This window comes from Clostridium drakei, from assembly GCF_000633595.2.
GTDB lineage: Bacteria > Bacillota > Clostridia > Clostridiales > Clostridiaceae > Clostridium_AM > Clostridium_AM drakei.
Map to the genome: position 1 here is coordinate 124,495 of NZ_JIBU02000008.1, position 13,904 is coordinate 138,398.

A 13,904-nucleotide genomic window follows, 5' to 3' on the forward strand; every position below is an offset into this window, starting at 1 on the left:
TTACTATTCTTCCTCGATTATATATGGTACAGTAACTATAGCTATATTCCTTTCCTTTAAAAGCATTCCTTTTATAAAAAGTGAAGTTTGATTATGAAGTATATTACCCCACCATTTTGAAACTACAAATTGAGGTATAACTACAGTAACTGTATCATTAGGACCAGCTACATACTCTTCAGATTTAATAAATTTAACAAGTGGATGTATAACACTTCTATAAGGAGATTCCTTAATAACAAGAGGTATACCTATATTGTATTCTTCCCATTTCTTCATAAGTTTTTTTGTCGCTTCTTTATCCACAGATATATGAAAAACTATAATATTGTTAGAAATAGTTCTTGCATAGTTTAGTGCTTTGAGAAAAGATTTATTTAAAGTATCAATAGGTACTATAGCATACCTTTTCTGTTCTTCAAAATTAATTACCTTTGGTCTTTGATTAATATCCAATTTAAGTTGAGTTGCCACAGCAGTATAATGTTTTTTTATTGTTATCATAATAAAAACGAGAAAAGGAATTAAAATAAATATAATCCAGGCTCCAAGATGAAATTTGGTTATGCCTATTATTAGAACAGTTGCAAAGGTTACAAGAGCACCTAACCCATTAACAAAAGCCTTATGTCTCCAATAAGGGGATTTTTGCTTTACCCACCTACAAAACATTCCTGTTTGAGAAAGTGTAAAGGAAATAAAAACTCCCACAGCATATAGAGGAATTAATAAGTGAGTTTCTGCGTGAAAAATTATGACAAGAATGCATGCCATTGAGCATAAAAATATTATTCCATTAGAAAAACTTAATCTATGTCCTCTTTTTGAAAATTGTCTTGGAGCAAAACCATCCTTTGATATTAAGGCTAATAAAAGTGGGAAACCTGCAAAAGCGGTATTTGCAGCCATGATTAATATTATTGCTGTTGTGCATTGAATAATGTAATACATAAAGCTGTGACCAAAAATTTGAGTGGCAATTTGAGATATAAGTGTATTTGATGAATTAGGTACAGCATGATAAAGTGTGGTCAAATAAGAAAGTCCTCCAAATATAAACAATACAACAATACCTAAAAGCATCAAAACTATTTTTGCGTTTTTTTGAGAAGGTTCCTTAAAGCTAGGTATTCCGTTACTAACAGCTTCTATACCCGTTAATGCAGTACATCCAGATGCAAAAGCTCTTAAAAATAGAATAATAGATATATCGCCAGTGGCCTGTGGTATTGGATATAGGGCTTGAGAAGAAGCACCAAAAAAGTGAACCTTGACTATTCCTGTAACTATCATAAATGCTACAGAGAGAATAAATAAATAAGTAGGAATTCCAAATAGTCTTGAAGATTCCTTTACACCTCTTAAATTGCCTAAGGTCATGAAAATGATCAGAATTACTGTTATAGGAACCTTGTATTTTAAAAGAGAAGGTATAGCGGATGTTATTGCAGCAGTTCCAGCACAGGTGCTTACTGCGACAGTTAAAGTATAATCTATTGAAAGTGCTGAACCAGCAATGAGTCCAGGGATAGTTCCCAAGTTGTCCTTTGCCACAATATATGAGCCGCCGCCATTAGGATAAGTGTCTATGGTTTGTCTATAAGAAAAAACCAGTAAAAACATTAAAAAGACAATACATAAAGCAGCATAAAACATATATTTGTAAGAAGCTAGTCCTACAACACCTATTAAAATCCACAGAATTTCTTCCCCTGCATAAGCCACAGAAGATATTGCATCACTAGAAAGTATGGGAAGTCCCCAAAAGACGTTATATTTTTCATTCTTTAAATCATCACTTTTTAAATTACGACCAAGTATGAAGTTTACTAATTTAGATTTCATATCTTTTCCCTCCCCAATATTTCATATGCCAATGATGAAATGATTATACATCAACTAAAAATTTATGTATAACCCTAATTATGTTGTTATAGCACTGAATTTAACTCAATTTTCAAAATTTTTGAGGATAAATCTGGATTTTTACACATTTAATTGTGGTAGGTCACGCATAATTTCATGCTCAAAATTTAGATTAGTAATATAAGCAAAATGCGACACAACTTTTTTAGAGGACAGAGGACAGTGAAGGATGATTTTTCTCCGCTTTGTTGCGAAATATTTTTTGCGGTTTACAATTCTCATTAAATGTGTAAAATTAAATGTAATAGTTCAAAACGGAGGAATTAAGATGCTAAAAATATGGGGTAAGATTATAAAAAATAATAAAATTGTAATAGATGATGTAGTGATATCAGATATTGAGGGAAGTTATCAAGAAAATCTTAAGGTATGTATTACAGAATTATGTAATAAATTTGATATTTCCAAGCCTTACTGGCTGCCTGTAAATTTGGATCAGTATAATAAAATGAGCAAAACAAGCTTTAATCAAGATAATTTTATAGAAGAAATAGATTTTGATAAATTTATGATAGTTGAAATAGAAGATGAGGATAAATAAACATAGTCATTTAGATGTTAAATGACTATGTTTATTGTAATTTAATATAGTCATAATGTAATAAACATATTCATTTGGTATCTAAATGAATATGTTTATTTGGTTTTGGGTATGTTTATGATAGTATTAATTATAGGCAATATAGATTAAAAAAGACAAATTATATAAAAAAGTGCTATAATGTTTTTTAGTAAAAAAGTGAGGTGCATATGATGAGTGATATAGCAGGAAGCGGTTGTGATATATTGGTTCCTTTTAATGAAAGGAAACCTTTAGAAGAAATAGAACGTAGTATTACTAAAACTTATAAAAAGAAGATATGGTCAAAGTTTGTGAAGGCAATAAAGGATTATAAATTGGTAGAAGAAGGAGATAAGATTGCAATAGCTATCTCTGGAGGCAAGGATAGTCTATTAATGGCAAAGTTGTTTCAAGAGTTACACAGGCATAGACAGATGAATTTTGGTCTAGAATTTATTGCTATGGACCCAGGGTATCATAAGGATATCAAAAAACTTCTAATTGATAACTGTGAGTATTTAAATATACCAATTCAAATTTTTGAATCAGGGATTTTTGAAGTTGCAGATAGAATAGCTCAAAAATATCCTTGTTACATGTGTGCAAGAATGCGTAGGGGCGCACTATACACAAAAGCAAAGGAGTTAGGCTGTAATAAACTTGCACTTGGTCATCATTTTAATGATGTTATAGAGACAATACTTCTTAATGTGTTGTATTCAGGAAACTATAAGACCATGCTTCCAAAACTTAAATCAACTAATTTTGAAGGAATAGAATTAATAAGACCTCTTTATTATATAGAAGAAGAAAATATTCAACGTTTTATTCAAAAAAGTGGAATTTGGCCTTTAAATTGTGCTTGTATGGTTTCAGCAGGAAAAATAGGCAATAAGCGATATGAAATTAAGGATTTGATTAAAGAATTAAAGAAAAACTTTCCACAAGTTGATAAATCCATTTTTAAGTCAGCACAAAATGTAAATATGGATTCTATTTTAGGATGGCAAAAAAATGGAGAAGATCATTCCTATTTGGAATTTTATAATGATGAAGAATAAATAATTAATGACTTATAGTAAGCTTTTTGTTGATTGAAAATGAGCATAAATATGTAAAACATCAATTTTATGAGTATTTATAATCTAGTATTTATAGTATAATATTCTTATGATAGATTATTAAGGAATATCAGGAGGGATAACAAAATGAAGGTAAATTGTACAAAAGCCTTGAGTAGAGCAACGATTATGTCCTTGATTTTAGCGGCAGCTTTGTCAACATCATCAGTTAAGGCTGCAGAGGGACAAGTTACAACTGTTGGGGGAACAAGCATATATGAAACTGCAGCTAAGGTAGCTACTACAAATTGGACTAGCTCTAAAAATGTAGTACTAGTATGTGGTGAAGGATATGCAGATGCAGTAAGTGGATCAGTTTTGGCAAAGCAATTGGATGCACCAATACTTTTAACTACAACTGGAACACTTAATTCTTATGCTAAAAGTGCACTGGATACATTAAAGCCACAGAATGTATATGTTATAGGTGGACCAGCTTCAGTTTCAGAAAGTGTAAGAAATGAGTTAAGAAATTCTAAATATAGTTTGGTAGAATTAGGTGGAAAAAATAGATACGAAACTAATGTTGCTGTAGCAAACCAATTAGTTAAACTAGGAGTATCTCCTAGTAATGTTATGGTAGTTGGTGGAGAAGGATTTTCTGATGTACTATCAGTTACTCCTATAGCAGCAGCTAAAGGACAGATACTTCTATTAGGAATCAATGACAACAATGCTCTTAAACCAGCACTTGATTTTGTAAAAACAAATAATTCAAATGTTACTGTTGTTGGAACTCAAAATACTATAACAGATAGTACTTATAAAACTTTAGGTGCTACTAAAAGAATAAATGGTGGTGCTGACAGATTTGAAACTAACTTAAATGTACTAAATGAATATAAAGATGATTTGAAAAATAGTAAATTGTATATTGCTAATGCAAGTGGAGATAGATATGCAGATGCTTTAATAGCTTCATCTTTAGCAGGAAAATGGTCATCACCATTAGTGTTAGTGGACACAGATAATTCCACAGCTACAAGCAATGCAATTAGCTATATTAGGAATAAGGCAGTTGATACAACGGATGTAAATGCTATAGCTGAATCAGGAGTTATTTCTGATAATGTTATTTCAAAAATAAATTCAGCAATTCCTCTAAGTAATACTCCTACTGTAAAAACAGTTACTACAAATGGATTAAATCAAGTAAAAGTAGTATTTAATACAGAAGTTGATGAGGATACAGCAGAAAATGTAAGAAATTATCAGATTGATGGTGAAGATTTAGGATCAATTTCAGATAATAATTGTAAAGCATATCTGCAAGATGATAAAAGGACAGTAACAATCACATTTTCAAATCCATTTAAATCTTCAAAATCTGTAAATTTTACAGTGAAAAATTCTGTATTAGACAGAAAGACATATAAAAATATAGAGAAATGTGAAAAATATATTACTTTTTCTATTGCTGATTTACCTACACTAGAATCAGTAAAAGCACGAGGAGGTAATAAGTTAATAGTCAAATTTTCACAACCAATAAAAATGGTTTCAGGTGATTTGGGTTCTATAAAAATTAATAGACAAAGTTTATTGAATTTTTCATTAAATACATCTATAACCAAATTTCAAGGAGAGTCAAATGATTGGTCAGATACTGTAGAATTGTATTTTGATTCACCACTACCAATAGGAGAAAATACATTGACAGTTCCAAGTGGTAATGATGATAAAGCGTTTTATGCTGCAGGTGGGTTTCCTTTAAAAGGGTCAAGCTTAACTTTTAATGTGGATGTAGAAACTGGGACTCCTAAAGTTACAAATGTATCTGCAGATAATTCAGGGGTTATTTATATAACATTTGACAGAACTATGGATGAACGAACAGCCCTTAAATATAGTAACTATAGAATAAATGGAAGTACTGTTGGAGTTAATTCATCAGATATATGTTTTGATACAAATTCAGATGATAAAGTTGTTAAAATAAAGAGAATAGGTTATATGTTTAAAGATGGAGAAAATCGCCTTATTGTAACTGATGATGTGGAAGATACTTATGGAAACTCCATTAATGAAAAAGAAACAACTTTTAATGTTGGAAATGATAACTTAAAACCACAAGTTTCAAATGCTACTTTGATAGATAGTAAAACTCTTCGAATTAAATTTAATAAAGATGTTAGTTATAGTAGTGCAACAAATAAATCAAACTACAAAATAGTTGATTCAGATGGTGGGGATGTAAGTTATAAGATTGATTATATATCATCAGTAAGGGATAATGATGGAAACACTAGTAAAATTTTTGATATTAAATTTGGTAGTGACAATTCTTTAAAGGATTACGAATATAAATTAACAGTGAAAAATGTCAGAGATACTAATTCAGTACCAAATGTAATGGACACATATGAACAAAAGATTGATGGGGTAGATACTGAAGGAGTAACTGTAAAGTCAATAACGAAATATGTAAATAGTGATAATCAAGTAGTTGTATTTTTCAATAAAGTTATGGATGAAAGATCAATCACTAATCCTTCAAATTACCGTTTTATGGATGGTACAGGAGAAGGAAGAGAGTTGCCAGCAAGTACTGTCCTTACTGCAAGTTCAGATGACAAGAGTGTAATTATTGAATTTCCTTCAAGCTATGTGATAGGTGATTCAGAGAGGTCAAACTATATAAAGCAAATGTCAGTTGCTAATGTTAAAGACCAAAATGGTAATTTGTTAGAAACCTCCTATAATAGTGCAATAGGTACAAACTATGGTGATGGTCCAAAACTTATAGATAATACTGCAAAAATGACTTTTGAAGATGATAATATAGTAGTTAGATTTTCACTAACAGATACTTTAGATGTAATTAATGGAAATGACTTTAGAGTAGATGGTCAAACTCCAGATAGATGCACAATGTCAGGTAAAAGCATAATTCTTACATTTAGACCTGGAATTAAAAATAATGAGAAAATTGATGCTATAAGAAATTCAGGAAGTAGTACTACACTTAGTATTTATAGCAATAATTCTTATGATTCAGCTGGACGTAGAATACAGTCTGGTTCAGATAAAGTGTTGATTCCACCAATAACTCGTCCAGATTCATGGGTTGCAGAAACTAATAAAAATAGAGGTATGAATCCTTCTATAACTATAGCCTTTAACCAAGATATTGATAGTGATGCTAGAAGTTCCTACTATGATGATTTCATATTTATAAATGAGACAACAGGGCAAACAATTAAACCTCTTTCACTATCAGTTGATGGAAGAAAAGTTATTTATAATTTTAATACTGGAACAATGAGCTCTGGAGACAAAATTCGTGTTAAAGCAAATTCTTCAAGTATCAATATAAGAGGCAAGGAAGATGATGATGGAAAATATTCAGTATTTAGTCCATTTACTGATGATTTAAATGGAAGAATATTAATTGCACAATAGAATGGTGATTTTTGTTTAAAATTCCATTTTAACAAGTTAATTATTTTAGAATGGAAGGTCTATAATAAAATAACATATTTATTTTACTATAGACCTTTCTTCATACTATTTTTGCAGTTATAAATTTTAAATAAAACTATTTTTCTAAATGTGAAGTAATTTATATAAAGATTCATGGCAAATGTTATTGTGTAAGTAAGGTATTATAGTCCTAATTTAAACTTTATTTATAAAAATTAACAAAATATCTGTAAAATTTATGTATGTTATTATATAATTGAAATTAAGTATAAATTTTATGAAGCAATGTACGATTATCATTAACAGTAGGAGGAATGATTTAATGATTAGAGGAAGAAAATTTTTAAGTTCTATGCTTACAGCATTAGTTATAACAGTAACTTTAAGTGCAGGAAGTGTACAAGCTGCAACAGTAAGTAGAACTGATGGTGGTTCAGGTGGAAGAATAGGAACAGCTAATAAAGTTGCTGTAGACCTATTTGGTAAAGCAAAAAGTGTAATATTAGTAAATGGATACGGCTATGCAGATGCAGTAAGTGCTACACCACTTGCAAAGCTTTTAGGGGCTCCTATACTTTTAACAGCAGGAGGAGATGCCTTAGAATCAGATGTATACTCAACTATACAGAATCTTGGAGCTTCCAATATATATATAGTAGGTGGAAAAGGTGTAGTGTCAACCTCTATAGAAAATACATTGAAAAATAAGTACACAGTAGAGCGTGTAGCTGGAGTTAAAGATACAACAAGAATGGGAACTAATGCAGAAGTTGCAAAAAAAGTTTTAAGCTTAAGTGGACAAAAATCAGCAGTTCTTGTTAATGGACAAGATGGTTATGCAGATGCATTATCTGTAGCGTCTATTGCAGCACAAAAAGGATATCCAGTATTATTTGGAACTTCTCAAATGATATATTCTACAGTTAAAGATGTAATAACTTCCAATAATTTAAGTATTCTTGCTGTAGGTGGAGAAGGAGTATTACCTCAATCAGTAGTAGATACAGTATCAGGCAAAAAAATAACTAATAATGCAGCAGATAGATTTGCTACAAATTTAGCTGTTTTAGATTACTTCAAAAATAATGGAGGATTGGACTTTGGTACAGTTTATATAGCAGCAGGTGGTGCAAGTGATGATCAATTTGCAGATGCTTTAGTTGCTTCAGCAGCAGCAGCAAAAACTGGATCTCCATTAGTACTTACTGGCGCTGGTGCAGGTGAAAGCCAGATACAAGCAGCTCAAAATTATATAAACTTAAATGCAACTGACAGCTCAAAACTTATAATAATAGGAGGAACAGCTTCAGTTTCACAAGAAATTCAATCAAGCTTATCTACAGGAGATGATCTTAAAGTAATAGAAATTAGTTAAATAGCTTTTTTTAACTCAACATGTGTAAAAAAGCTGCTTTGCAGTTTTTTTACACATTTTTTGCACATTAAAGGAGGAAAATAAAATTTTATGTAGAATATTTACTAAGGCATTCTTATAGTTCAATACATTACCAGAAGATGTATTACTAAACATAGTTAAAGCTATTAATTAAAAAAAATAGAAAAATTTGAAACACTTTTTATTGTGGTTGCGTCTAATATTGTGTTCTATAAATATATCATTATTAGAATCTCAAGGCAAAAAAACTAAATAATTACATTTAAAATACATTTATTTGCCAACATTAAAACTGTAGAAAAATTAAAAAAATTATTGTATAATTAAACCATAGTTAATTTTCCTATAAAATAAAGTATTTACTCGTTGATCATAAAAATTAAAGAATATGCATTATGTAGAAATGTAAGAAGATATATGCTATAATGAAGAGTGAATTTTGGAACATATAACTAATACATAATACAAAATGAATAAATGATTAAATTAATCAAAAATACTGGAATATACAGGATTAATATGGTATAATAGTTTCTGTTTTAAAATGCTATCAAATTTTCCAATATAAAAATAAGAAAGTTTGAAGCTTTAAAAAAGTATATATTTAAAAATATATATATATATTAAGAATTTTAATTAAAATTCACTTAAATCGAGGAGGGTATTACAATATGAGTAAAAAAAGTACAAAAGCACTTGCAAGTGCTACGCTTATGTCTTTAGTCTTGACTACAGCTTTATCAGCTGGCCCAGTTCAAGCAGCACAAGGAAAGGTAACAAGAACAAGTGGTGTTGACAGATATGCAACAGCAGCTTCAGTTGCTACAACAAACTGGACAACTAGTGATGATGTTGTATTAGTATCAGGAGAAGGATATGCAGATGCAGTAAGTGCTTCAGCATTAGCTAAAAAATTAAATGCACCAATACTTTTAACAACAGCAAAAGCATTAAGTACAGATACTAAAAATGCATTAACTACTTTAAAAGCTAAAAATGTATACGTAGTAGGCGGAACTGCATCAGTTTCTGATGACGTAAGAACTGAATTAAAGAAAAGCTACACTGTTACAGAATTAGGTGGAGCAAATAGATATGAAACTAACGCAAAAGTTGCTCAAAAATTAGTTGACTTAGGCGTTAAAGCTGACGAAGTTATGATGGTTGCTGGAGAAGGATTCTCAGATGCATTATCAGTAGCTCCAATAGCAGCAGCTAAAGGACAAATCTTATTATTAGGAGTAAATAATGCTGATTCTATGAAATCAGTTATAGATTTTGTTAGCAATAACAAATCAAAAGTTACAGTAGTTGGAACTGAAAATGTTATAAATAGCAGCATTTACAATAAAGTTAATGCTACTAATAGAGTAAGTGGTGGATCAGATAGATTTGATACTAACTTAAAAGTTTTAGCAGCATTCAAAGATACAATTAAAGCAGACAAGATGTATGTTGCTAATGCAACAGGTGATGGATATGCAGATGCTTTAGTTGCTTCAGCAGTAGCTGGAAAAACAGGCGCACCATTAATATTAGTTGATACTGAGGATTCAAGTGCAACAACTGCTGCAATTCAGTACATTGCTAAGAATGGTAACAAGCAAACTGATTTAAATGTAGTAGGAGGAACAGGCGTTGTTTCATCTAATGTTGAAGATAAAATAAATAAAGCTATTAATGGTGATAGCCCAATTGTAACTCCTGGTGTTTCTTCAATGGAATCAACAGGATTGAACGCAATCAAGATTGTATTTGACAGTGATGTTGATGAAGATTCAGCAGAAGATGTTTCAAACTACAAAATTGATGGAGAAAAATTAACTAAGACAACAGCAGTAGCTACTCTTGAAGATGATAATAGAACTGTTTTCATAACATTAGCTGACAAAAAGAGTCAAAACAAAAACTATCAAGTTTCAGTTAAAGATGTATTATCAGCTGATATGACAAATACTGTACCAAAGGTTGAAAAGACAGTAAACTTCATAGATACTAAAGCACCTACATTAAAATCTGTAAAAGCTACAGGACAAAATAAATTAACTGTTGAATTTACAGGACCAGTTGATATGAAAAATATCAATACTGTAGCAAGCAAATTTAGAATAAAAGATCAAAATATATCAGGCTTTGGTCTAGATTCATCAAATGTACCAGGTACAACTACACCATTAAGTGAAATCAAAGATTCAATACAAAGTACAGAAGGAAATCATGTTTGGGCACGTAAAGTAGAATTCTATTTTAATACTAAGCTTTCAACAGGAAGCAATACATTTAAAGTTCTAGAAGGAGATGACAATGTTCTTGTTGATGCAGGTGGATTTACAGTTCAAGAAGAAACAATGGATTTCAATGTAGATTCAAAAACTGGAGATTTAACAGATAAGGACATCACTGCAAAATCTGATCCAGATGGAACACTTTGGGTTAAATTTGGAAGAGAAATGGACAAGAGAACAGCTTTAGATGCATCAAACTATGTATTAAATAATTCTTCACAAACTTTAAGAGATTTAGGAGCTACATTAAAGCTTAAGGAAAGTGACTGCACTATAAAAATTACTGGAATAAGCAGCAAAATTAATACAGGTGCAAATAACATATTAATAAATGAAAATGTAAGAGATGCTTATGGCAATGAAGTAGATAATGATACAAGAGTTAACTTCACAAAAGAAAAAGATGAAACTAAACCTGTAGTTGTAAATGCTAAGATTCAAGATGAGGAAACTATACGTTTGACATTCAGTAAAGATATAGATGCTACTTATGCAGTACATCCTGAGAACTATGTTTTAGAAGATTCAACAGGATTAGATATCAGCTCACATATTAAAGAGGTTAAACCTGCAAATGGTGCTACAAAGGCTGATGGAAGTGCTGATGATAGCAAAGTATGGGATATCAAAATGTATAAGAACCCACATGATAAAGATGCTACCAACAGTGATACAACAACTGAATGGAGATTAACTGGTTCTAACTATAACCTAACAGTTAAGCAGTTGGCTGATACTACAAGTAATAAAAACATCATGGATTCATGGAGTACTACATTAAAAGGTAGTGATGAGTTAAAACCTAAGGTAACAGCAGTATATGCTAAAGCAGATAATGGATCAGATTCAGAGTACAAACGAAAAGCAATTGTATGCTTTAGTGAGGAAATGGATAGTTCTTCCCTTACTACAGCAAGCAACTATAAATTTAGTAATAAAAATGACGAAGCAAAAGATTTACCATCAGGTGTAGTTATAACACCTAGTAATGATCGTAAATCTGTAACAATCAAATTCCCATCAAATTATGGAATGAATGATTCGTCTAAAGATGATGATAATGATGTAACAGGAATAAAAGCACAAGGTGTTAAAGATGTAGCAGGTAATGAAGTAGATACATTTAATAATAGTGGTAAAATTATAGCAGCAACAGGAACTGTAAAAATAAAAGAAAATTCATATAGAATGATGTATGATGGTACTGGAGATAACAGAGATATATTAGTTAAAATTCAGTATCAAGGAAGTATAGACCCAGATACTACAAGAGCACAAGACTTCAAGATTGCTGGTGAAACTCCAACTAGTATATCATTAGATGGTTCAGACATAGTATTAAGATTTTCTAAAGATGACGTTTCACAAAGCGTAGCATCATATAAGAATTTACCAGGATATGCACTTAATCCAACTTCAAAGGCTAATGACAAACCTAAGAAAGTTGATGTTTTAAAATACTATGCTCCAGGTGAAGCAAAACTTGCAGCTGCAACTGATGGTAATCCATCTACAAAGGATATTGCAGGTAATAAGATAGCTACAGAAACTATTAATGATGGTGTATATGCTAGTTCAGTAGGTCCAAAGACTACATCAGATTATTGGTATGCTACTACAACTCAGAAAGTAAATGGTGTTGACCAAGCAGCAGTAGTTCTTTCTTTCGATACAAAATTGCTTCAAACTAGTGGCCTTGAAACTAATGACTATGCATTTACTCTTGGTGGAAAAACACTTAAACCAGATACTATAAACATTAAAGATAACAATATAATATTCCTATTCAAAGTTAATAAAGATGTTACACAAGCTGACTTAGATTCATTTAAAGATGGAGCATCAATTAAGCCAAGATTATTGAATAAGAGTGTTAAGATAAAATCATTAAAAGATTCAAACGGAGGAAATAGTGCTGAGTACACTCCAACAAATAAGGATATTACTGATGATAGAACTGTTAGTGTAAGTTCTACTGTAGATCTTAACAAACTTCTTGGAACAACAGTTGTAAATCCAGGAGAGGCAGCTTTAGCAACAGCATTATCTGATGCAGCAGCATTAAAAGCAGCAGATTATACAGCAGATAGCTATAAAGTAGTAACAGATGCAGTAACTGCAGCAAAAGCTTTACCAGCAACTGCAACTGATGCAGATAAAGCAGCAGCAGCAAAGACTATAACTGATGCAATTGGTAAATTAGCAAAAGTAGGAACACCAACAACAGTTACTGGATTAAAGTTAGATGTAGATAGTACTACAATGCTAGGATTTTCTTTCTTAAAAATATCATTTGATAATATGAGTCAAAATGGATATACAGTTTCTTATGATGGAACAACTGCAACTTGGAGTTCAAAATTCAATTGTTTCACAGTTAAATACGATGGAACAAAAACAGCAGCTGATTTTGATCAAAACAAAGTTTCAGTAAATAAAGTTAACTAATTGATTAATATTCTGAGGGACTTTTTCCCTCAGAATATTTAAAAAAGGATGTGGCTATTTTGAATAAGAGAAACTTTTTGCTAATAAGCTTTATTTCATTGCTTATTTCAATATCGATAAGTAGCCAAGCTTATGCCAAAGTAACTCATGCCATAGTAAAAGACAAAAGTGGATTATACTATAAATATAATTATCCAGCTTTAGCAGATTCATTAGTTAGTGATGGAATACTGTATGATAGTTTTATTTCTAAGATTAATGATAATGGTAAGCTTTTTGCTTATTTAGATGATAAAGTTGGCTTTGTAAATTCTGATGATGTATGTGATGCAGTCATAATTCAAGGAAAGGATTTTCAACAATTTATAGATAAATCCCAAAACACTAGTAGTGTTATTAATATTAATGGAGACTTTAAAGCTGTTTCAATGAAAGATGGGAAATTAGTTGAGGAAGATGAATCTACTTCAATTAAAGATTTCACATTAGAAGCAGATAGTTCTACTATGTTAGGATTTACGTATTTAAAGATAAAATTTGTAGGTGCAAATTCCACAGATTATGTAGTTAAATATGATTCTCAACAGGCTATGTGGAGTGAACAATTTAATTGTTTTATAATTCAATTTAATGGAACGCATAGTGCTACTGAATATTCAAAAGAAAAAGTTGAAATTACTAATAATAACCAAGCGGAAACGGAATTTGATCTCGAAAATGTACAATAGTACACAATTTGAAGG

Annotated in this window: 7 protein-coding genes; 6 read left to right on the forward strand and 1 reads right to left on the reverse strand. The window is 30.8% G+C overall.

The features are described 5' to 3' along the window. Positions 1 to 3: 3 nt before the first annotated feature. Positions 4 to 1,845, reverse strand: a complete 1,842-nt coding sequence (locus tag EG57_RS0204590) for an APC family permease (protein ID WP_032076099.1) — start codon at positions 1,843 to 1,845, stop codon at positions 4 to 6. Positions 1,846 to 2,194: 349 nt separating this feature from the next. On the opposite strand from EG57_RS0204590, the gene EG57_RS0204595 reads away from it, so the two are divergent. The 6 genes from EG57_RS0204595 (at position 2,195) to EG57_RS0204620 (ending at position 13,889) form a co-directional block, all read left to right on the forward strand. After that, positions 2,195 to 2,467 carry a hypothetical protein gene (locus EG57_RS0204595; protein ID WP_032076100.1) on the forward strand — a complete coding sequence of 91 codons (273 nt, stop codon included), beginning with the start codon at positions 2,195 to 2,197 and terminating at the stop codon, positions 2,465 to 2,467. Between the two features lie 212 nt (positions 2,468 to 2,679). Next, positions 2,680 to 3,549, forward strand: coding sequence for a tRNA 2-thiocytidine biosynthesis TtcA family protein (locus EG57_RS0204600; protein WP_032076101.1), 870 nt, complete (start codon positions 2,680 to 2,682; stop codon positions 3,547 to 3,549). Between the two features lie 147 nt (positions 3,550 to 3,696). Next, complete coding sequence (locus EG57_RS0204605; protein WP_032076102.1) at positions 3,697 to 7,011, forward strand: cell wall-binding repeat-containing protein; 3,315 nt, start codon at positions 3,697 to 3,699, stop codon at positions 7,009 to 7,011. Positions 7,012 to 7,354: 343 nt separating this feature from the next. Next, complete coding sequence (locus EG57_RS0204610) at positions 7,355 to 8,407, forward strand: cell wall-binding repeat-containing protein (protein WP_032076103.1); 1,053 nt, start codon at positions 7,355 to 7,357, stop codon at positions 8,405 to 8,407. A gap of 692 nt (positions 8,408 to 9,099) precedes the next feature. Then, a complete protein-coding gene (locus EG57_RS0204615; protein WP_052037739.1) occupies positions 9,100 to 13,161 on the forward strand; it encodes a cell wall-binding repeat-containing protein in 4,062 nt (1,353 codons plus the stop codon). Between the two features lie 59 nt (positions 13,162 to 13,220). Continuing rightward, the gene (locus tag EG57_RS0204620; RefSeq protein ID WP_032076104.1) at positions 13,221 to 13,889 is read left to right on the forward strand and encodes a hypothetical protein; all 669 of its coding nucleotides are present in this window, start codon (positions 13,221 to 13,223) and stop codon (positions 13,887 to 13,889) included. The last annotated feature ends 15 nt before the right edge of the window (positions 13,890 to 13,904 follow it).